Source organism: Ruminococcus turbiniformis, from assembly GCF_020687545.1.
GTDB lineage: Bacteria > Bacillota > Clostridia > Lachnospirales > Lachnospiraceae > Mediterraneibacter > Mediterraneibacter turbiniformis.
Map to the genome: position 1 here is coordinate 1 of NZ_JAJEQX010000010.1, position 22,503 is coordinate 22,503.

The window sequence follows — 22,503 nt, forward strand, 5'->3', positions numbered from 1 at the left end:
TGATGCATAACTCTTCTCGTATTGGATATAGAGCTTTACGGCTCTTAACCTGTCTTCGTAGGAATACATGTGCGTGACCTCCTCCTATTAATGACCTCATTTGGTCCAGGATTTCGTCCGCATCCCCTTCCCGAATTTATCAATTGCGCTGTTATATATCATAGTTCCCTCTCAAGATTATTTCTTGTTTCGTGCCGCATTGGCCATTCTCACTGCCATCTTGACAGCGTTCTCAAAAGCAGACGTCTTTACGATGTTCTTTCCCGCAATATCGTAAGCTGTTCCATGTCCGCATGTCACGATCGGAGGCTTGAATCCGCCCGCGATTGTGATTCCCTGGTCAAAGCCTCTTAACTTCAGAGCGATCTGCCCCTGGTCGTGGTACATCGTCACAACTCCGTCATAATCTCCTCTGAAAGCCTTGATAAAGAGAATGTCTGACGGGAACGGTCCGTTTGCGTCGATTCCGTTCTCCCTCGCCGCCTCGATCGCCGGAGTGATCACATCGATCTCCTCGCGTCCGCACGTTCCATTCTCACCTGCGTGAGGATTCAGTGCCGCGACCGCAATTCTCGGCTTCTCGATTCCGGCATTCTTCAGTGTGTAGTTTGAAAGCCGGATTGCCCTTCCGATGCTCTCAAGTGTAAGGTTGTTGCTGACCTCACTGATCGGAATGTGGCTTGTGGTTCTTGTTGTCCACACGTTTTCGCACACGTTGATCTCACCGAAGGGATCTGTGTGATTCAGAAGATGCGCCATGTAGTGGTGCTCGCTCTCATAATGGCATCCCGCAGCCTTCATGCCCGCCTTGTTAAGAGGCGCGAAGCAGAAGCCTTCGATCTTGCCTTTCTGATACAGGTCAATTCCCATATCGAGCATGTCCAGGCATGCAGCGCCGCTCTCTGTCGTCTGTGTGCCGAAAGGAACTTTCTCCGGATCCAGATTCTTTCTGTCGAGAACCGGAATTCCCTTTGTCCAGTCAGCGTCGTCAACATTGTCAATTACCTGAAGTCTGACTTCGCCTCCCGTAACTTTGAGTGCGCGTTCGAGTACTCTGAGATCTCCGATAATAATCGGATCACACTGCTCTGTGAGGAACCCGCTTGCGGCGATCTTCGCCACGATCTCCGGGCCGACGCCAGCTGCATCCCCAAGCATAATTCCCAGTACCGGTTTTGTGCTCATACTCATCTCTCTCCTTTCCCAAATTGCTTTCTGCAATTTTTGCTAAGACTAAACAGCAATCGTTGTGCCAACTCCATTCATTTAACCAAACTTATTATAAAATTTGCATTAAATTTATGGATATTTCCTAAAAAATATCATACTAGATTTTTAAAATTCTTGCAAGCAACTGAAACTTACTTTTCATCCAGCCATAAAACTTGGAACAAAATGAAACGTTTTTTGTTTCAAGAAACATTGTATTCAAAAAAGTACATGTTTCAATCCAGCTCTTTTCGTTTCACGTTTTATGCTCTGCCGGATTTTTTTAACAATCTGTGAAAAATTCTGGCAAAAAAATTCCCCCGGCATTCACTGAGAACCCCGCAAATACGCCGTTTTCTTAACATTTTTTGAACGCTCGCCCGCAAGCACCTGGCACGCTTATTGCTTATATATTTTGGTGTGTAATAAACTAAATCTGCCAATTTTTTCTAAAAGAAAAAAGGGAAAGGCACTGCGTTCCGGCTGATATTCCAGCCGCGCAGTGCCTTTCCCTTTTTCGTATTTCTTTTTTATTGTTTTCCTTTTCACCGTTCCCGGTTCTGATCAGAAAATCCGAATCTTCCTTTCAGTTCAGGGAATCAGAAATTCCCCTTTAACAGCGGATAGAACTTTTTAAACTTCTGATACCGTTCTTCATATTTCGCAGCCAGTTCCGGCTCCGGTTCCTCTGTCGCCACCACTTTTACAAGTTTTTTGGCAGCCTCCTCAACCGACGGAAATACGCCGCATCCTACGGCCGCGAGGATCGCCGCGCCGTAGCCCGGCCCTTCTTCGCTCTCGATGATGTCCACTTTCATGTTCATCACATTCGCCACGATCTTTCTCCAGAGCGGACTCTTCGCGCCGCCTCCGCAGATCTTCGTACGCTCCGGGTTCACGCCCAGGCTTCTCGCCACTTCCAGCGAATCTCTCAGTCCGAAAGTCACGCCCTCTAAAACCGCCTGCGTCATCTCTTCGCGGGTCGTATCCATCGTCATGCCGATGAACGCCGCCCTCGCGTCCGGATCGTTGTGCGGGGAACGCTCTCCCATCAGATACGGCAGGTAATACACATGATTCTCGCCCAGTTTTGTGACGCCTTCCTGTTCTTCCTGATAGGCTTTCGTCTTCAGGATGTCATCCATCCACCACTTGTTGCAGGACGCTGCGCTTAACATACATCCCATCAGGTGGTAATGTCCGTCCGCATGATCGAAAGAGTGAAGAGCATTGTGTTCGTCCACGCCGAATTTATTGCTTGAGATAAAGAGCGTGCCTGACGTGCCGAGGGAAATGTTGCAGGCTCCGTCTCCCACCGTTGCGGTTCCCACAGCCGCCGCCGCGTTGTCCCCGGCTCCGGCGATGACCTTTACATCTTCCGGGAGTCCCAGCTCTCCGGCGATCTCCGGTTTTAAGCAGCCCACCGGCTCCCAGCTCTCGTACAGCTTCGGAAGCTGTTCCTTGCGGATGCCGCAGATCTCGATCATCTCTTTGGACCAGCATTTGTGCTCCACATCCAGAAGAAGCATTCCCGACGCATCCGAATATTCTGTGCAGAAGGAACCGGACAGCATATATGCCAGGTAGTCCTTCGGGAGCATGATCTTCGCGATCCGCGCGAAATTCTCCGGCTCGTTTTCCTTCATCCAGAGAATCTTCGGCGCTGTGAACCCGGCAAATGCGATGTTCGCCGTATATCGGGAAAGTTTATCCTTTCCGATAACATTATTTAAATAGTCCGTCTGCTTTCCCGTGCGGCCGTCATTCCAGAGGATGGCCGGGCGGATCACATTGTCCGCCTCATCCAGGGCCACCAGCCCGTGCATCTGCCCGCCGAAGCTGATGCCCTTCACCTCGCTTCTGTCGCACTCCGATACCAGCTCTTTGATGCCTTCTGCCGTCTGTGCGAACCAGTCTTCCGGCTTCTGTTCAGACCAGCCCGGATGCGGGAAATACAGCGGGTACTCTTTTGATACGATCTTTTCAATTTTTCCTGTTTCATCCATCAGCAGAAGCTTGACCGCTGACGTTCCCAGGTCTACTCCTATAAACAGCATGGCATTACCCCCACGGATTCTCTGTCGGATATCTCACGCCGGCAGGCTGATTGTAGCCGATCTCTTCTACCGGCACTCCGATGTACTTAAACACTTCAAACAGTTCCTTTCCATAGTGTCCGAACGCAACCGCTCCGTGGTGCGGATAGTTTTTCTCGATCAGCACATGGCGGTAGAATCTTCCCATCTCAGGGATAGCAAACACACCGATGGAGCCAAAAGACTTCGTTGCGACCGGAAGGACCTCGCCCTGCGCGACATACGCGCGGAGAACATTGTCAGATGTGCTCTGCAGACGGTAGAATGTGATGTCTCCCGGCACAATATCTCCTTCCAGAGTTCCCTGCGTCACTTCCTCCGGAAGCGTCCTCGCCATAATCATCTGGTATTTCATCTCACAGGATGTCAGTTTTCCTGAAGCAGTGTTTCCGCAGTGGAATCCCATGAATGTATCTTTCTGTGTATACGGATATTTTCCTTCGATACTTTCTTTGTACATATCAGCCGGAACCGTATTGTTGATGTCAAGAAGCGTCACTGTATCCTGGCTCACTACTGTTCCGATGAACTCGCTTAAGCAGCCGTAAATATCAACCTCGCAGGATACCGGGATGCCCTGAGCCGTCAGACGGCTGTTCACATAGCACGGAACAAATCCGAACTGTGTCTGGAACGCCGGCCAGCACTTGCCTGCGATTGCCACATATTTGCGGTAGCCTCTGTGTTCCTCCACCCAGTCTTTGAGTGTCAGCTCGTACTGCGCAAGCTTGGAGAGAATTTTCGGTTTCTTATTGCCCGCTCCCAGTTCATCTTCCATCTCTTTTACAAGCGCCGGGATTCTCTCGTCTCCCGCATGTTTGTTGAACGCCTCAAAAAGATCAAGCTCGGAGTTCTCCTCGATCTCAACACCGATGTTGTAGAGCTGCTGGATCGGTGCGTTGCACGCAAGGAAGTTGAGCGGTCTCGGTCCGAAGCTTATGATCTTCAGTCCGTTCAGTCCTACAACCGCTCTTGCGATCGGCTCGAACTCGTGAATCATGTCCGCGCACTCCTCGGCTGTTCCCACCGGATATTCCGGGATGTAGGCTTTCACATTTCTCAGCTTTAAGTTGTAGCTTGCGTTGAGCATGCCGCAGTAAGCGTCGCCGCGGCCCTGTACAAGGTCGTTCTGCGTCTCCTCAGCGGCTGCGATAAACATCTTCGGTCCCTCAAAGTGTTTCGCAAGCAGCGTCTCGGAGATCTCCGGCCCGAAGTTTCCGAGATAAACGACAAGGGCGTTGCACCCTGCTTTCTTGATGTCCTCAAGAGCCTGTACCATGTGGATCTCGCTCTCCACGATACAGATCGGACACTCATAAACCGTACCCTCACCGTATTTCTTTGTGTAAGCGTCGATCAGCGTTTTCCTTCTGTTCACGGAAAGGCTCTCCGGGAAACAGTCCCTGCTCACTGCCACGACTCCGATTTTTAATTCCGGCATGTTGTTCATAGTAAATTCCTCGCTTTCTTATTTTTTATGATTTCTGTTTTTCCTTCTTTGTGTGTTGCCTCTTTGTTTCTTTTTTATTTTTGTGTCTGCTTCAAATACCGCCTTTGTCACACTTCGACATTCTCTCCCTTGAGTCCGCAGAACGCGCCTTCAATTCCGGCCTCCTCATGGGCGATCAGCCACTTGTTCACCGCGGTGAGCAGGCGGTTTTCTCCATCCTTCGCCGCCTCAAAGGGAAGATCCTCGTTCGTCCCCTTCGGGAGTACGATCACACAGCGGAAGCCGCCTTCCTGCGCGCTGCACGGCGCATAGTGAAGGGTCGTCGCGTACAGCTCAACCGCTGTTCCCGCCGGCACAAAGAACGCTTCCACTTTCGATGTATCGTAGGTATCGTCCGCCTCAATGTCCTGCTGGCATCCGAGCAGCAGAATCAGGTCTGTCGCCGCGATATCGATCTCCGAGCTTCTGTGATACTCAAGCGCGTTCAGCTTATGGTTGTCCCCGTTGCAGTAGCCGATCTGCACCGGCAGCCCGCCAAATCCTTTGCGGCTTACGTCCACGGCCTCCGGAAGAGCTTCCATCTCCTCGACAGACGGCACATAGACAACGTCCCTCGGCAGGGGAGTGTGCTCCATCTCTTTTAAGATCTTCTCAAAAGAGAATTCCGTGACCACCTTCCCGTATCTGCCGAAGGACGTATCCGTAACTTTCTGAATCTCCATTTCATAACCTCCTTGCCTCAGCATCCCCGCCGGAAACGCCGCCGCGCTGCCTGCGGGATGTCTTTTGCTTCTTTTCAGGCTTCTGAGGTCATTTTATCACCTTTATAATTTGTTTTCGACCTAATAATTAGCTTTTTTATACCCATTTCTTATCTTTTTGTGATTTTACCGGTTTGTATTTTTACCGTTTTCCCCGGCGCGTTCCACCAGCCTGCGCACAATGCTGTTGGAACTTGTATTGGACCAGTAAGGCTTCGGGAACGCATCTTTATTCCTGTAACACGACTGCACATAGTTGATCACACTCCACGGATTATAGACTTCCGTGTTTCCAAACAGATAGCCGTCATACCATTCACGGACTTTCTGTTTATTTCCCCACAACCCGTAGAAGTCGAGCATACTTTCCACTTCTTTCTGTGTAAATCCGAAATGTTCAGAGTACAGGTCATCTGTAACGGATATAATCTTCAGGTTATTCAGGCCTGTGAAAATGGACTCTTTGCTGATCCTCAGGCACCCTGTAACCACAGCAAACGCCAGATTCGCATTCGTCTTCAGCGCTGACTCAAAGAGAGAGCGGACCAGGTCTGTCATCTGATCGTAGCCCCCGGCAAAATATGCGTTCTCAAGAGGCACGTCATATTCGTCAATAAGGATCACCGTCTTCTCCCCCGGGCATCTTACGCAGGGGTATCCCTGCGGCATAAATGCCGGATATTTTTATATACTGTTACTATTTTAGACTAATACTACGCTTTCCATCAATCTTTCTGCTTTTTAACAGAGCCGCTCATTCTGCTCCTGTATTCGCTCGGCAGCATCCCGTACTTCTTCTGAAACGCCCTGGCGAGCGCCTTGCTCCCGGAGAATCCGCTCCGAACTGCAATCTCAGTGATGCTGTATTTGCCGCTCTCAAGTTCTTTCAGAGCATACTCCAGACGGATGTTCTGAACATAGCTTTTGAACGTAATCCCCGCGTATTTTCTGAACATTCTCGAAAGATAGTTGGGCGAGTAATCGAAGACACGGGCAACCTCCTCAAGGGTAATATCCCCCGCGTAATTCTCCTTCATATAGGAAGTAATGGCGGAAAGGCGGTTTAAGTTCTTGTTCCTGCGCACAGACTCATCGTCCGCTTCCGTCAGCCGGTAGTCTTTCACAAGCAGGTACATGATCTGATAGAAGATACTGTTCATCTTCATATCATACCCGCACGGCTTTTCTGAATATGTCCGATAGAGCGCTTTTATCAGTTCCATAAACCGGTCGTCCCTCCTGCCCGGCTCATGGGTAAACCAGACAAACTGTTCTCCTGTATAGTAATTTTCAAACAGCTTAAGAGGGATCTGAAGAACGATCGTCTCATTCGGCAGAGGTGAATCCACAGAGTGTATTTCATTGGAATTCACAATCATAAACTCTCCGGGCGTCAGATGCCACAGCCTGTCGGCAATATGAAATTCCAGCTCTCCACCGCACACCGCAAAAATCTCGACAGAGCGGTGCCAGTGCCGGTCCCTGTAATAATTTCCGTCTTTCCCCTCGAAGATAAACAGCTTGAAGGGAAATCCCGCTTCCGGGACAATCAGCTCATGCGAGAAATCCATGCGTTTTACGCCTCCTTTCTATCCGACAGAAAAAAAGATCCGGATCTGACCGTAGTCCGAACCGGATCTTTTTTCCCGCCATCCGCTTCACATAGTACAGCATACCACAAAGTTGCCGCAGTGTGCCACAGATACCGCGCAAAATCAGTACGGCGGAAGTTTATTCATTATGAAGAAGCTTGTGTTCCTTTCCTTTCAACAGGCCGTCATACAGAGTCGCGATAATCGGGTTCTCGTTGGACAGCTTGATCTGAGCCATGCTGTCGATCTTGTAGATTCCTTCCAGTCTGGCCTTCTTCGTCCTCGGCCCGATCGGCACAGGCTGTCCGCCTCCGGCGATACATCCTCTCTTGCATGCCATCACTTCCACAAAGTCATAGTGAGCCTCTCCCGCTTTCATCTTATCGAGCAGTTCTCCCGCGCTGTGAAGTCCGTTCACAACCGCGATCTTCACCTCGCGGTCTCCAAGCTTCACCGTTGCTTCCTTGATGCCGTTCACGCCGCGGATTCCGGAGAAGCTGATCTCCTCCAGGTCTTCCGCGCGGCTGCTGTTCACAAGACGTCTTAAAACCGCCTCTGTCACGCCTCCGGTCACACCGAATATTGCGCCCGCTCCGGACGCAAGTCCGAACGGCATGTCAAGGGCCTCAGGCTGCACCTGGGAGAGGTCGATTCCGGCCTCCTGGATCATACGGGTGATCTCGGTTGTCGTGAGCACATAGTCTACATTTTTCACTCCGTCCGTGTAGTGCTCCGGGCGCTCGATCTCTGCCTTCTTCGCTGTACACGGCATGATCGATACGACAAGCGTTTTCTTCGGCTCTCTGCCCTCTGCGCGCTCCTTCTCCTCATTGATGCGCGCCTCTTCTTTCAGCACGGCGCCGAACATCTCCTGCGGAGATCGGCATGTGGAAATGTGGCTTCTGAACTCCGGATACCGGTTCTCGCAGAATTTCACCCATGCCGGACAGCAGGATGTAAAGAGCGGAAGGTTTTCCCCTGACTCAAGGCGTTCTACCAGCTCTTTCGACTCTTCCATAACTGTCAAGTCCGCGCCGAAATTCGTATCATATACTTCGTCAAATCCGATTCTCCGAAGCGCTGCGACAAGACGCCCGAGGGTGTTCTCCCCTTTCTTGATGCCGAACTTGTCTCCCACTGCCACGCGAACCGCCGGTGCGATCTGCGCTACCACGCGGGTGTCCTTATCCGCCAGAGCCGCCCACACAGGCTCTACATTCTGATGGATACTGATCGCTCCTGTCGGGCACACGGCGCGGCACTGTCCGCATCCCACACAGTCCGTCTCTGCCAGATCTTTGTTAAAGGCAGGCGTCACCTGCATCTTGGAACCTCTGAACGCGAAGTCAAGGATACCGAGTCCCTGAATCTCATCACACGTTCTCACACAGTCTCCGCAGAGAATACATTTATTCGGATCGCGGATCACGCAGACCGAAGACAGATCCTTCGGGAGCTGTTTCTTGTTGTTCTCAAAGCGCACGTCCGTGATGCCGAGCTGCCTTGAAAGCTTCTGCAGCGTACAGACGCCGTTCTTCGCACATGTCGTACAGTCGCGGCAGTGGGACGCCAGAAGAAGCTCAATGATCATCTTGCGGTGATGCTGAAGCCTCGGCGTGTTTGTATAAATTACCATCCCGTCTCTTGGCACTTCCGAGCAGGACGCGAATATCTTTCCCCGGTCATCTTCCACCACGCACATACGGCAGGCGCCGTAAGTGGACAGTTCTGAGTGATAGCAGAACGTAGGAAGATCGATTCCCGACTTGCGGATTACGGAAAGGACGTTTCTCTCATTCGTGAAAGTCACTCTTCTGTTGTTTATCGTCATATAACTCATGCTTGTCTCCTCCTACCATTCAACATGTATCGCGCCGAACGCGCACGCGCTCTCGCAGGCGCCGCACTTGATACATCTCTCTGTATCGATCGTAAACGGTTCCTTGATTTTTCCGCTGATTGCATCCGCCGGACAGTTCCTTGCACACTTGGAACATCCTTTGCACCGCTCCGGACTGATGATATAGCGTTTCATGGAGGAACAGGTGTGAGACGCACATCTCTTGTCCACCACGTGCTCCACATATTCGTCGCGGAACAGTTTCAGCGTACTCATAACCGGAAGCGCCGCGCTCTTTCCGAGTCCGCACAGCGCGGTCTCAGTGATCGTAGTCGCAAGCTCCTCCAGAAGATCCAGGTCTTCCATCTTTCCGTTGCCCGCCACGATCCGCTCGAGGATCTCAAGCATCCGCTTCGTACCCTCGCGGCACGGAACGCACTTTCCGCAGCTTTCATTCTGCGTGAAGTTCATAAAGAACCGGGCCACTTCCACCATACAGGTGTGGTTGTCCATGACAACAAGTCCGCCGGACCCGATCATGGCGCCCATCTTCTTAAGAGAATCAAAGTCCAGGCTCACATCAAGGTGCTGATCCGTCAGACATCCGCCGGACGGACCGCCGATCTGCACTGCCTTGAACGCTCCGTCTCCTTTGATGCCGCCGCCGATGTCATAGATTACCTCTCTCAGCGTCGTTCCCATCGGCACCTCGATCAGTCCGGTATGCTTTACGCTTCCTGTCAGGGCAAACGCCTTTGTTCCCGGGCTGTTCTCCGGTCCGATATTCTTAAACCACTGCGCCCCTTCCATAATGATCATCGGCACATTGGCAAATGTCTCCACGTTGTTGAGCACCGTCGGCTTCGCAAAAAGTCCCTGCTCCACCGTTCTCGGCGGCTTGACTCTCGGCATACCGCGGTTTCCTTCGATAGACGCCGTCAGGGCGCTTCCCTCTCCGCAGACAAACGCTCCTGCGCCCCGGTTGATATGAAGATGGAAGGAAAAATCTGTTCCAAGGATGTTGTCCCCAAGCAGTCCGCATTCCTCAGCCTGGGCGATGGCAATCTTCAGACGGCTGATCGCAAGCGGGTACTCTGCACGCACGTAGATATATCCTTCTTTTGCGCCCACAGCGTAAGCGCCGATCATCATACCTTCGATCATCTTGTGGGGATCGCCTTCCATGATGCTTCGGTCCATGAAAGCCCCCGGGTCGCCCTCGTCGCCGTTGCAGACAACATAGCGCTCCTTCTCCTGCTGCCGGGCCACCTGGGACCACTTGTACCCTGTCGGGAATCCGCCGCCCCCGCGCCCTCTTAAGTTGGAATCCGAGATTTCTTTAATCACTTCCTCAGGTGTCATCTCAAAAAGCACCTTTTCAAGTGCCCGGTATCCTCCGGTGGATATGTACTCACTGATGTGTTCCGCGTCGATATGTCCGCAGTTTTTCAGCACATTTCTCGTCTGTTTCTTATAAAACGGAATCTCTTCCTGTTTCTTGTACTCGATGCCGTCCTGCTTAAACAGAAGGTGGCGGATGACATCGCCTTTCTCGATCGTTCTGTGGAAAATCTCATCGCAGTCTTCAAGCTGAACCTTTGTGTAGAGGATTCCCTGAGGTTCAATCCTCATCAGGGGACCCATCTCACAAAAGCCGTGGCATCCGCTCTTTTTCACGCCGATCTCGCCGTCACCGTGAGCGATCTCGGGTCCGAAATGCACTTCCACATCCGGATTATTCTTCACAAGCTCACACATTCTGTCATAGATCTGTCCCGATCCGCCCGCAAGACATCCCGTCCCGGCACAGATAAGGATTCTGCATCTGCTGTTCTCAATCTTTGCCCTGGAAGCTTCGCGGACCGCTCCGAGAGCTTCTCTGTTTTCTATTCTCTCCATACCGTCTTTAAGCTCCTCTCAACTCACGAATCAGTTCTGCCGCCGCATCCGGTGTCATGGCGGGGTATACTTTATCATTCACTGTCAGTACCGGCGCAAGTCCGCACGCACCGAGACAGGACACTGTCTCAAGTGTGAACATCATATCGTCCGTCGTCGCCTTCTCGTGAGAGAGTCCCAGCTCACTGTAAAGCCTCTCAAGAATCGGAATGGACTTGCGCACATGACAGGCTGTTCCGTCACAGACTTTAATAATATATTTCCCTTTTGGCTCGAAGGAAAAGTTTTCATAAAACGTTGCCACACTGTAGGCTTTTGCCTCATTGATCCCCAGCTTTTCCGCCACATAACTTAAAAGTTCGGGCGGCAGGTACCGGTATTCACTCTGAATGTCCTGGATGATCGGAATCAGCGCAGCCTGCTGCTTGCCGTGTTCCGCAATGATCTCGTCTGCCTTGTCATAGTAGGACTGTTCTAACATGTGTTACCTCCTTATATCTGTTTGTATAATATCGATAAAAAAATATCAATCACATACCATTATATGTGGAAACTGCATCATTATCAATAGATAAAATGTTAACAAGGCAAGAAAAAGCTACGGTTCACATACTGATATGAATCATTTTTCATATCAGCGTGAACCGCAGCCTTTAAAGTCCGGCAAAATCTTCGCGTTTCTTCACATTTCGTACCGGCACACCGGTATCAGCATTGCCGGCGTCTCTATTCACTTTCCCTTAAAATACGCTGTATCTCAAGCCTCGTCTCACCAATCCCGATAATATCGTCTCTCTGAATGACAATGGGGCGGTCGATCCGCTCTCCGTTTAAGAATGTCCCGTTTCTGGAATTTTCATCTCTCAGATACAGCTTGTCGTTCTTATGTACAATTGAGCAGTGTATCTTGGAAACTCTTCCGTCCCCGAGAATCGGCAGATATTTTTCAAACGCACTGCCGTCCTTCCCTCTTCCGATTCCTACCGTGTCATAGAAAGTAAAGCTGTACTTATCCCAGCTGTCGATATCTTCCATAATAATCTTCCACTGCCGTCTCTTCTTCCGTCCGGCGCGCCTGTCGTGCTCTTCCGGATACTCATCTCTTACGCGCCGTCCTCTCGGCTCAGGCTCATCATAGCCGCTGTCATAGTCATAACCATCGTCCTGCCCGTAGCCGCCTGCTCTGCCATGCCGGCCTCCGACTGCAGCTCTGGCTGTTATCATCTTATTTTTCTTTATACTTCTGAAGGATACCATCAACATAAGAGCGCTTCCGGCAATCAGAAAAAACATCACGATCCAGTACCACATATCGCAAACACTCCTTCGAGTTTTAATAGTACTATAATTTTAGCATATGAGCAAGGAAAAATGTAGGATTTTGTCGATATCCGCTCAGCCCGGAAATCAGTCTCCCCGGTCAGTCCCCTGTCTCTTGTTCAAACCGCACAGCCTGATTTCGTCCGTTCCTCTTCGCCTCATAAAGCGCCTTATCCGCCTCATGAAGCAGCATCCTGAACTCCGTGTCATTTTGCATTACGCCCGAAGAATACCCGACACTGACCGAAAGGTACCGTCCCGGAACTGCCGACTCAATCTGCTGCGCTTCAATATACCTGCATATTCTCTCCGCCGCAGAATCCACCTGGTCAGCGGTCTTATTGAGTTCTATGCACAGAAATTCCTCTCCGCCGAAACGAAAGACAATCCCTCCGATCTCCTGCAGGGCATCCGCGATTTTTTTCAGGCATTCATCCCCTTTCACATGACCGAACGCGTCATTGTACTGTTTAAAATAGTCGATATCCGTAATAAAAACCGATACCTGCCCTTCTTTCCCTGATTTGAAAAAGTTTTCTTTCCACTCATTGAGGTAATTCCGGTTCCAGAGTCCCGTAAGGGCGTCATGGTTCGCCATATAACTCAGCTTTTCACTTTGTTCTGTAATCATTCTGTTTTTCTCTTCTATCTCCAGATGATTCAGAAAATCTCTCCTCATGGAACTCCATCGGTACAGACTGATAAAGGCCGCCACAATTGTCAGTCCCACCGAATTTACACAGGATCCGTAAGTGTCCTTAATCCCGTTTAAGTCCATCTGCAAAAGCCCCGCCAGCAGTCCCGCTTCACAGATCAGAAATACAGGGACTGACACTTTGGGACGCATATAAATCAGTCCCGCAACATAGATAGCGCTTGTCATGTAGACGCTTATGTTGTCAGAAACTCTATGGTCGTAAAGAGTCACGCACGCCGACCAGAACAGAAGCAGGCAGCAAAACGCCGCGTACAGTATCAGCAGCGCCCAGTCTCTGTCCTTTTTTGAAAATGTCCACAGCAGCCCCAACGCAGAAGCAGCCGCGCATCCTGCCAGCATAATCACATACAGCGTCATATAAATCCTGCTGGATTCGGTTCCCAGACGGAACTCTGTATAATACAGCACATAACCTATATTATATATCTGAAAAACCAGGACAAACAGTACGGCTGCCCAAAAATATTTTCCGGTAGCAGCTCTTGCCTTTTTTCTGAACAGCCTCTCCTGTTCACTGGTCATGACAAGCTCCTTTGTGTTAAATATCATCGTATAGTCTCTCTTCCTTCCAATTTTTTCCATTGTATTACAAAATCTCCATATCATCAACAAAATTGTACCCATCCGCCCCTGCCGGAAGAAAATCTGCTGAAAAAGCGCCGCACCTGTGCTAAAATGAATCTGTTATCTTTTGTCAAAGCCCCGCAAAGCACAGCGGGACATCAAATCCGCCAAATAAAAGGAGAGTTCAAATGAGTATTATCCGACCATTTCGGGGAATCCGCCCGGCCGAAAGGCTTGCTTCTTCCATCGCGGCACTCCCCTATGACGTATACAGCAGCAGCGAAGCAAGAGAGATCGTCCGCGCGAATCCGATGTCATTTCTGAAAATCGACCGTGCTGAGACGCTTCTCCCCGAGGGGACCGATCTCTACTCTTCCGCCGTTTATGAAACCGCCCGCGACACATTAAACTCCATGATTGAAGACGGATCTTTTGTCCAGGATGAAACGGATTGTTACTATATATATGCGCTCACTATGAACGGCAGGACTCAGACCGGACTCGTCGGCTGCGCTTCCATCGACGACTACACAGGCGGCGTTATTTTGAAACACGAGAACACGCTGGCCGCCAAAGAGGAGGACCGGGTCCGGCATGTGGATACATGCAGCGCACAGACCGGCCCGATCTTTCTCACGTACAGACCGAAAGAACAGCTCCGCGAAATTATCCGAAAAGAGTCATCCGGCACACCGCTGTATGATTTTGTCAGCGACGACGGCATCACACACAGAGTTTGGAAAATAGACAGTCCTTCTGTTATTGAGAATATTTCCCGTCTTTTTTCAGAGATTCCCCATCTGTACATCGCGGACGGACACCACAGGGCAGCCTCCGCCGTCAGAGTCGGACTCAAGAGAAGAGCCGCAGATCCGGGCTTTACCGGCAATGAAGAGTACAATTTCTTTCTCAGTGTGCTGTTTCCCTCCGACGAGCTGAAAATCTTCGACTACAACCGTGTAGTTACAGACAGGAACGGGTGTACAATTGACGAATTTCCTGATAAGATAGGGGATGGATTTGAAGTAACCGAAATCGGGCCGTCGCCCTTCCGTCCGGAGAAAAAGGGCGAATTCGGCATGTACGCCGGGGGCACATGGTACCGCCTCCGAAACCTTTTAAAGACGCCGGACGATGATCCTGTAAGAAATCTGGACGTATCTGTTCTGCAGGAACACATTCTCGCCCCTGTCTTCGGGATCACAAACCCGAAAACCGATCCCCGCATCCGGTTTATCGGAGGTATCAGGGGACTTGACGCCCTTAAGGAAACCGCAGACGCATCAGACGGGATCGCGTTTTCCATGTATCCCACCTCAATGGAGGAGCTGCTTGCGGTCGCGGATGCAGGACTGCTTATGCCGCCGAAATCGACCTGGTTTGAGCCGAAACTGCGGAGCGGGCTTTTTATTCACAGGTTCTGAAATCCGCTGTTTTCCGAGACATTCCCTGTGATTAACGCCCGGAATATATCGGTTATTTGAAGTATATTAATTTTAGAGGAGATGTAATTCATGGAAAGAAATGACCTTTGCTGGTGCGGCAGTGGAAAAAAATACAAAAAATGCCACATGCCCATCGAGGAGAAAATGCTTCTGCACGCCGAGAAAGGCGAGATCGTCCCGACCCGCAAGCTTTTGAAGACGCCGGAGCAGATTGAAAAAATCAAAGTGAGCGCAGCGCTCAACACAGCGGTACTGGACGAAGTGGCAAAACACATCCGCATCGGTATGAGCACAGCGGAGATCGACGAGATCGTCTACCGCTATACAACAGAGCACGGCGGAATCCCCGCCCCCCTTGATTATCAGGGATTCCCAAAGAGCGTGTGCACGTCCCTCAACAATGAGATCTGCCACGGTATTCCGGATGAAAATATCATTCTCGAAGAGGGAGACATCATCAACGTCGATGTATCTACCATCGTGGACGGGTATTTCTCCGATGCATCCCGCATGTTCAAGATGGGAAAAGTTTCCGACCGCGCCGAGCGCCTGATCCGCGTGACAGAAGAGTGCGTGGAGCGGGGACTCGCAGCCGCAAAACCCTGGGGACATCTGGGCGATATCGCTGACGCCATCAACAGCCACGCCCGCGCAAACGGCTACTCCGTTGTGGAAGAGATCGGCGGACACGGCATCGGCCTTGCATTCCATGAAGATCCCTTCGTCAGCTACGTGACCCCCAAAGGAAGCGAGATGCTTCTTGTCCCGGGCATGATGTTCACCATCGAACCGATGATCAATGAGGGAAGCCCTGACTTCTTTGTGGATGAAGACAACGGGTGGACCGTGTACACGATCGATGATGGTCTTTCCGCGCAGATCGAGTATATGGTTCTGGTGAAAGAAGATGGGATTGAGGTGCTGACGAAATAACGCGGTTGAAAAGCGGGCACTGAGGCGCCAGGCAACGCTTCGATATAAAGTGTGAGCGAGGAGTATAATTGAGCCATAACTCAAATATCGGAATGCAGCTTATCTCTGCTGCAAAATCAAAATATTGTAAAAAATAAGACGGTCTTTATTGACACCAGCAGTCATATCAACTGCTGTTATTTATCAATAAAGGGCCGTCTTCTTTTCTTATATCTTTCTATTTCTGCGGATTTACCAGACAGACACACCTCTGTTTGGATAAAGCCCAGCGTGGGAGTGGGGATCCCGCAGGCTTTCCTCCATCCCTTTTTGGATTCCTTTCTCAATTCCCTTCTCGATGCCCTCCCGGAGGCCTTCCTCTCTGCCCTCGTTCCAGGCAGCTTCTCGCTCCTGCATCATATGACGTTCCTGATTATATTCAAAAATACTCATTTCCTTCGCCTCCGCTCTGTGTTTCTCCAGAAATTCTTTCAGGATTCCTTCGCTGAGACATTCCCTGATGGCGAGCTCCACGGCTTCCTCCAGTTCCATCGTCTTTGTATACTCCCGGATCTCTTCCGTCCGAATTTGCGGTTGCGTTTTGCCATATGACAGCCTCCTCTTTGATTAATGGTGCAGAAGAGACTGTTTCGTTCAACTGATCAACTGATCCTTCCGAAAAATCTCTCTGCTGTGTTGAATGGGAATGAAAGCATTGAGATTTTCCTGAATGTGATTAGAATTTCTGAAATGGCATCGTACATCGTGCATTCTTAGAATAAAAACATGCTGGAAATGGTTAATGCTTTGTGTGTATCATAACATACACGGGCGGGAGATGCCAGTGGTAACTTGTGATTTGCCGGACGGACACGTTTCTGTTCGGATGAAGCCCAGCGAGCAGCGAGACAGGGGATTCCGGAGCGGATTTTACTCTAACAGCAGTCTCCATTCCCCTCGCCAAATCCCAGTTGATTCACCATATCCCTCATAGTTCGGCCTTCCCCGTTCCAGAACTCTTTTAACTTCGCGAGCTGGTCTCCCAGCGAAAAATCCTTTACGCCGAGATCCATATAATACTGCGCGTCTTCCGGATGGACAATCTCACATCTGGGGCGTACGCCATGGTCAAGCGCGGCACGGATGCACTTTCTCTCAGCCGCCTTAAATTCCTCTTTGTGATCAGCGGTGTTCCATCCCCGGCTCATGCAGTAATCATTTGGTCCGAACTGAATCATATCAACTCCGGGAACAGAACAGATCTCATCAATATTCTCAACCGCCTCTTCCTTCTCAATCATAAAGCACAAGACGATGTCATCCAGGCGCTTTGCGTGGTCAAGAGCCGGAATGTGTGACTGCGCCCCGATAAACCGCCTGTTCGGATATCCAAACGTACCGCCTCCTCCGGGCGTCTTCGGTTTTACCATCTCTACGCTCTCACGCACCTGTTCCGCATTTACGTGATCGACAAACATGATAGACTGGAAGCCTGCCCCGATCGCTTTCTGAGCCACATAACCTCTGTTCTGGAGGTCAAGTTTAATCATTGTCCCCATCTCATAAAGCTCCGCCGCCCGGGCGATATTTTCCAGATCATACTGTGTAAAAGGTGCGTACTCGCCGACAAATTCAATATAGTCAAAATTGTGAGTAGATCCTACCACCTCTGTGTAAAACGGCCATGTGCTCCACAGCCTGGTAGAAAGCAGCGGCAGCCCATGATCCAGGTGATAGCGCAGTTTGTTTTCTTTCATCATTGTCCTTCCTCCTTTTCCTTCCCATATATGGCTATTATAAAAGATCCTTCCGGAAATACAAGCGCATCTTCCGTTCTTTGTCTCCGGGATTTTCCTATAGGCTCTTTCCTCCAAGAAAACCGTCTGGAATACAGGCATTGGAAGTATGCTTTCCGGCAGATGTCTTTTAGTTCCGGCGTGTCAGCATCCAGAGAAACTGTTCGTAATCTGCTCCGTCGTTTCTCGGAACTTTATTTTCCACAGAAGAACGCATCGCCTTTTCTATCATTTCCCCCGCGATCTTTACCGTATCTTCAAGAGCATCGCCTCTTGCCTTCCCGCCTGCAACCGCAGACGCGAACAGATCACCTGTGCCGGAAAAACTTTCTCCGACAAAAGGGCGGGCCGACAGAACACTGTTCTTTTCTGTGACAATCAGATTCCCCATACACGCGGTTCCGCTTTCCTCATCAGTAAATCGGATCCCCGTAACTATCACTTCCTCCGGGCCCCTCGATATCAACTCACGGGCCATCGAAGCAGCCTCCTTTATTATCTTTTCCCGGTCCCCGGATACATCTGCCCCGGCCCGGCGGCAGTCCTCTCCTGCCAGCAGGCACAGTTCTGTCAGGTTCGGAGTGACAATATCAGCGCGAAAGACAAGCTCTTTCATCCGGCTTTGAAATTCATCTGAAAAAATGTCAAACCTTGCCCCGTTATCTCCCATCACCGGGTCTACCAGAAGGAACGTATCTTCCATATAAAATGTGTCAAGGAAGCCGAACACTTTTCCTATCTGTTTTTCACCGGCCAGAAATCCTGTATATATGCCGTCAAAACGCGCTCCCAACTTTTCCCATTCTCTGCGGAAAATATCCATTTTGTCTGTATAGTCGTCACAGTAGTAGCTGGGGTATCCGGTCTGGGCGGTCAGTATGGCCGTCGGCAGCGGGCAGGGCTGCACCCCCATTGCGGATATGACAGATATGGCCGCTGTCAGAGAACAGCGGCCAAAGCCCGACAAATCATGAATCACTGCTATTTTTTTTGTCATAGTAATCTCTCCGCTTTGCTGATCGGCTTTAGCACTGCCGCAGAATGGCGTCCCATATTGACTACAATTTCGCCATCTTCAACAATATACTCGTCATAAGCAGTTGTATATCCCTCTTCGAAACTGTAAATCAGGCGCTTCATTCTTCCTTCTTTCGGCACGCCGCACAGCCATACCGGCACTGTAAGCTGCCGGAGTTCCTTGCTGTTGTTCAAAAGGACTACAATCTGCTCATCTCCCTGAAATCTCGCAAAAGCCAGCACGTTAAAATCCGCAAGAAGCAGCTTGATCGATCCTGTCCGGATCGGCTTTTCCTCCTTATGAATGCGGATCATTTCCTTGTGGAAGGCAAGCATTTCCTTATCTTCCCGCCCCCACGGATAGGTACGCCTGCTGTCCGGGTCTGTAAAGCCGCACAGGCCGACCTCATCACCGTAGTATACCGTAGGCGCTCCGACCCAGGTCATCTGAACCGTAACCGCCTCCCGCATCACCGCGGGGTTAATTCCCTCTTCTGCCGCCTTTGCACCTACGTGCTCGGCTCTTCCTACAATGTGGTTCGTCCGCGTAAGGAAACGGGAGTGATCGTGATTGGACAGCTCATTCATGGCAACCTGAAGGGAGGGGGTAAGCATGCTCGCCATAAAGTGGCGCATGGCTCCGACAAAATTATCCGGATTCCCCCACAGATCCGTCCGCCTCTCATCACTGTGCTTCTCCATTCCGGTCAGAAACCAGGTCAGCGGCTCCATGAAGGCATCATAGTTCATGACGCTGTCCCACTCGTCTCCCTGAAGCCATTCGATGGGATCGCCGTAGTGCTCCGCAAGAATGAGCGCGTTCGGATTGGCCTCCTTCACTTCCTTCCGAAAACGCTTCCAGAACATATGGTTGTACTCGTTGCTGCAGCCCAGATCCGCTGCAACGTCGAGACGCCAGCCGTCCACATTGTAAGGCGGGGATACCCATTTTTTCCCGATATCCATGATATACTGTTCCAGCTCCGGCGAATCCTCATAGGCAAGTTTCGGCAGGGTGTCATGTCCCCACCAACCGTCGTAACTTGCGTTGTACGGCCACGCCTCTTCCCTCGCGTCATGGAAATGGAAAAAGTTTCTGTACGGGCTGTCTGCGCTGACATACGCCCCTTTCGGATATTCCGGTCTCTGATCGTAAATCCGCTCTCTGTCCAGCCATTTGTTAAAAGACCCGCAGTGGTTGAACACGCCGTCGAGGATCACCTTCATGCCTCTCTTATGCATCTCCTCCACAAGACGGATAAAAAGCGCGTTGCTGGCCTCCAGGTTTCGAATATCGCCCACTCTCTTCTGGTACTTTGTCGCCTGAACATTATCTTCCGCATCATAGGGCGCCGGCTCACCGCCGTCTTCAACAATCTTTCCATAATGCGGGTCAATATAGTCGTAATCCTGAATATCATACTTATGGTTCGAGGGAGATACAAACAGCGGGTTAAAGTAAATCACCTCTATCCCCAGATCCTGGAGATAATCGAGTTTATCCATAACTCCCTGAAGATCTCCCCCGTAAAAATTCCTGATGTCCAGCGCTGCCGGCACCTGATTCCAGTCTTTGATTTTTGCGCTGGGCGCGCCGATGTAGATATATTCCCCGTCCTCCACGTCATTGGCCGGGTCGCCGTTGCAGAAGCGGTCCACGAATATCTGATACATGACCGCTCCTTTGGCCCATTCCGGTGTGGAAAATCCGGGAACAATGGTGAACGCATAGTAATCTTCTCTGCGGTCCGCCACTCCGTATTTGTTGAAATACCAGATCTGTTCCCCGCTCTTTATCTCAAACGAATAGTGAAACGGGATGTCCTGAAGCTGCCATTCGATCTCGTAGAAATCGAACTCGCTTCCGGAACAGATCTTCCACATTGCATAGCTGCGGTCCCCGGTCAGAATATTGACCTCTTCCACGTCATTGTGCGCGGTCCTGAACCGCAGCCTGATCTTCTCGTTGATTTTCGGTTCCGCAGGAATCACATAATCCTGCGTACCGTCACAGAACAGTGCATCTCTGTTCATACATTCAAGCCCCCTCTGCCTCGCTGCTCTCAAACAACTTCTCAAATTCACTTCTGGTTATCTTTTCCTTCTCAAGCAGAAGAGCAGCACAGGCATCCAGGACGTCATGATGTTCTTTGATAATTGCACGCGCTTTCAGATAACATTCATCGATAATTCTCTTTACTTCCTCATCGATCGTACCTGCCACTTTCTCGCCGTATCCTCTTGACGTATGGCCGAAATCGCGTCCGATAAAGACTTCATCACTGTCATTGTCATAATTGATAAGTCCGAGTTTTTCTGACATACCGAACTTGGTAATCATGGATTTTGCGATCGCTGTCGCCTGCTTGATATCCTGGGATGCACCTGTGGTAATATCATCAAATACTTCCTCCTCGGCGACACGGCCGCCCAGAGCCACTGTAATCTGCTGAAGCATGTGTCCCTTTGTGTTGAACATCTCGTCCTTCTCCGGGAGCGGCATCGTATATCCTCCCGCACCGCCGGTCGGAATAATTGACACGCTGTACACCGGTCCCACATCCGGCAGCACATGGAAGAGAATCGCATGGCCGGACTCATGATAGGCCGTGATGCGGCGTTCCTTTTCCGACACGATACGGCTCTTCTTCTCCGGTCCGATTCCCACCTTTACAAACGCATGGCGGATATCCCCCTGCTGAATATAGACACGGTTCTCTTTTGCTGCAAGGATTGCTGCCTCGTTCAGCAGATTCTCCAGATCAGCGCCGGTAAATCCGGATGTTGTCTGAGCGATCTGCTTTAAGTCCACATCGTCGCCCAGCGGCTTGTTTCTGGCGTGGACTTTGAGAATCTCTTCACGTCCCCGCACATCCGGGCGTCCGACAATAACATTTCTGTCAAAGCGCCCGGGTCTTAAAATTGCCGGGTCCAGAATATCCTTCCGGTTCGTGGCCGCCATGACAATGATTCCCTCATTGACTCCGAATCCGTCCATCTCCACAAGGAGCTGGTTGAGTGTCTGCTCTCTCTCGTCGTGGCCGCCTCCGAGACCGCTTCCGCGGCGTCTTGCCACAGCGTCGATCTCATCGATAAACACAATGCACGGTGCGTTCTTCTTCGCGTCCTGAAACAGGTCGCGCACACGGGACGCACCCACACCTACGAACATTTCCACAAAGTCAGAACCCGAGATGCTGAAAAACGGCACGCCCGCTTCACCGGCAACCGCTTTTGCGAGCAGCGTCTTTCCTGTTCCCGGAGGGCCCTCAAGAAGTACGCCTTTCGGGATTCTCGCTCCTACCTGGATATACTTCTTCGGAGCCTTCAGGAAATCCACAATCTCCTCTAACTCTTCCTTTTCTTCCTTCAGCCCCGCCACATCCGCGAACGTGACTTTGATCTCGTTCTGCGTTGTCATTCGGGCACGGCTCTTGCCGAAACTCATAGCCTTCGCGTTTGCTCCGCCGCCCTGACGGTTCATGAGATAAAAAATAAGGAACACTCCCGCCATCGTGATCAGAAGCGGTACAAGCACAGTCGAGAAAATGGATTCCTCGGGCACTGCGGAAATGGAATACGTGATATCATTCTCATCAAGCAGTCCTTCTACGGTCTCCACATTTGATACATTGACCGTCCGTGTCTCCCCCGTGTCCGCCAGTACAAAGGATACCGTTCCTGTCGGCACAGCTCTGTTCTGGTCAATATAAACCTCTGTGACATTATCCTGCTCTACCTGGGAGACAAACTCCGTGTAGGACATTTCCTGCCGGTTCACCTGCATGCGGCTTCCCATCCAGAGCGCCACCACAATAATAATGATAAACATCAGCAGCGCTGAATTGTTGAAGCCTCTGTATTTTCTGTTATTGTCCAAACCT

Annotated in this window: 18 protein-coding genes; 2 read left to right on the plus strand and 16 right to left on the minus strand. The window is 50.7% G+C overall.

Annotated elements, in window-relative coordinates; translation table 11 throughout:
• Positions 1 to 177: 177 nt before the first annotated feature.
• From LKD70_RS06925 to LKD70_RS06975, 11 genes are all read right to left on the minus strand, one after another.
• Entirely contained in the window at positions 178 to 1,185 is a 1,008-nt protein-coding gene (locus tag LKD70_RS06925; protein WP_227707313.1) for a 4-hydroxythreonine-4-phosphate dehydrogenase PdxA, read from the minus strand.
• 623 nt (positions 1,186 to 1,808) lie between these two features.
• Positions 1,809 to 3,266: a xylulokinase gene (gene xylB, locus LKD70_RS06930; protein WP_227707314.1), complete on the minus strand. Its 1,458-nt coding sequence runs from the start codon at positions 3,264 to 3,266 to the stop codon at positions 1,809 to 1,811.
• A gap of 4 nt (positions 3,267 to 3,270) precedes the next feature.
• Positions 3,271 to 4,755, minus strand: coding sequence for an L-fucose/L-arabinose isomerase family protein (locus LKD70_RS06935; RefSeq protein WP_227707315.1), 1,485 nt, complete (start codon positions 4,753 to 4,755; stop codon positions 3,271 to 3,273).
• Positions 4,756 to 4,862: 107 nt separating this feature from the next.
• The gene (locus LKD70_RS06940; protein ID WP_227707316.1) at positions 4,863 to 5,477 is read right to left on the minus strand and encodes a DUF4867 family protein; all 615 of its coding nucleotides are present in this window, start codon (positions 5,475 to 5,477) and stop codon (positions 4,863 to 4,865) included.
• A gap of 165 nt (positions 5,478 to 5,642) precedes the next feature.
• Positions 5,643 to 6,140 (minus strand): AAA family ATPase, encoded by a 498-nt coding sequence (locus LKD70_RS06945; protein WP_407690925.1) that lies wholly within the window; start codon positions 6,138 to 6,140, stop codon positions 5,643 to 5,645.
• 101 nt (positions 6,141 to 6,241) lie between these two features.
• The gene (locus LKD70_RS06950; RefSeq protein ID WP_227707317.1) at positions 6,242 to 7,087 is read right to left on the minus strand and encodes an AraC family transcriptional regulator; all 846 of its coding nucleotides are present in this window, start codon (positions 7,085 to 7,087) and stop codon (positions 6,242 to 6,244) included.
• A 160-nt stretch (positions 7,088 to 7,247) separates the two neighbouring features.
• A complete protein-coding gene (locus LKD70_RS06955; protein ID WP_227707318.1) occupies positions 7,248 to 8,948 on the minus strand; it encodes a [FeFe] hydrogenase, group A in 1,701 nt (566 codons plus the stop codon).
• A 12-nt stretch (positions 8,949 to 8,960) separates the two neighbouring features.
• Positions 8,961 to 10,847 carry an NADH-quinone oxidoreductase subunit NuoF gene (gene nuoF / locus LKD70_RS06960; protein ID WP_227707319.1) on the minus strand — a complete coding sequence of 629 codons (1,887 nt, stop codon included), beginning with the start codon at positions 10,845 to 10,847 and terminating at the stop codon, positions 8,961 to 8,963.
• A 7-nt stretch (positions 10,848 to 10,854) separates the two neighbouring features.
• Positions 10,855 to 11,328 (minus strand): complex I 24 kDa subunit family protein, encoded by a 474-nt coding sequence (locus tag LKD70_RS06965; protein WP_227707320.1) that lies wholly within the window; start codon positions 11,326 to 11,328, stop codon positions 10,855 to 10,857.
• Positions 11,329 to 11,573: 245 nt separating this feature from the next.
• The gene (locus LKD70_RS06970) at positions 11,574 to 12,158 is read right to left on the minus strand and encodes an FHA domain-containing protein (protein WP_227707321.1); all 585 of its coding nucleotides are present in this window, start codon (positions 12,156 to 12,158) and stop codon (positions 11,574 to 11,576) included.
• Positions 12,159 to 12,267: 109 nt separating this feature from the next.
• Complete coding sequence (locus LKD70_RS06975) at positions 12,268 to 13,467, minus strand: GGDEF domain-containing protein (RefSeq protein ID WP_227707322.1); 1,200 nt, start codon at positions 13,465 to 13,467, stop codon at positions 12,268 to 12,270.
• A 170-nt stretch (positions 13,468 to 13,637) separates the two neighbouring features.
• Between LKD70_RS06975 and LKD70_RS06980 the strand changes: the two genes are divergently transcribed.
• Positions 13,638 to 14,873 carry a DUF1015 domain-containing protein gene (locus LKD70_RS06980; RefSeq protein ID WP_227707323.1) on the plus strand — a complete coding sequence of 412 codons (1,236 nt, stop codon included), beginning with the start codon at positions 13,638 to 13,640 and terminating at the stop codon, positions 14,871 to 14,873.
• Between the two features lie 90 nt (positions 14,874 to 14,963).
• Positions 14,964 to 15,827, plus strand: coding sequence for a methionyl aminopeptidase (locus LKD70_RS06985; protein ID WP_227707324.1), 864 nt, complete (start codon positions 14,964 to 14,966; stop codon positions 15,825 to 15,827).
• A gap of 231 nt (positions 15,828 to 16,058) precedes the next feature.
• Here the strand turns inward: LKD70_RS06985 and LKD70_RS06990 are convergent, their stop codons facing one another.
• The 5 genes from LKD70_RS06990 to ftsH all read right to left on the minus strand — a co-directional run bounded on the left by LKD70_RS06990 (position 16,059) and on the right by ftsH (position 22,499).
• Complete coding sequence (locus tag LKD70_RS06990) at positions 16,059 to 16,358, minus strand: hypothetical protein (RefSeq protein ID WP_227707325.1); 300 nt, start codon at positions 16,356 to 16,358, stop codon at positions 16,059 to 16,061.
• Positions 16,359 to 16,741: 383 nt separating this feature from the next.
• Positions 16,742 to 17,566, minus strand: coding sequence for an HpcH/HpaI aldolase family protein (locus LKD70_RS06995; protein WP_227707326.1), 825 nt, complete (start codon positions 17,564 to 17,566; stop codon positions 16,742 to 16,744).
• Between the two features lie 166 nt (positions 17,567 to 17,732).
• On the minus strand, positions 17,733 to 18,599 hold the full coding sequence (locus LKD70_RS07000; RefSeq protein WP_227707327.1) for a pyridoxamine kinase: 867 nt from the start codon (positions 18,597 to 18,599) through the stop codon (positions 17,733 to 17,735).
• A complete protein-coding gene (locus tag LKD70_RS07005) occupies positions 18,596 to 20,653 on the minus strand; it encodes a glycoside hydrolase family 13 protein (protein WP_227707328.1) in 2,058 nt (685 codons plus the stop codon). Before LKD70_RS07005 ends, LKD70_RS07000 begins: the two co-directional genes overlap by 4 nt.
• A gap of 4 nt (positions 20,654 to 20,657) precedes the next feature.
• Complete coding sequence (ftsH, locus tag LKD70_RS07010) at positions 20,658 to 22,499, minus strand: ATP-dependent zinc metalloprotease FtsH (RefSeq protein WP_227707329.1); 1,842 nt, start codon at positions 22,497 to 22,499, stop codon at positions 20,658 to 20,660.
• Positions 22,500 to 22,503 lie beyond the last annotated feature (4 nt).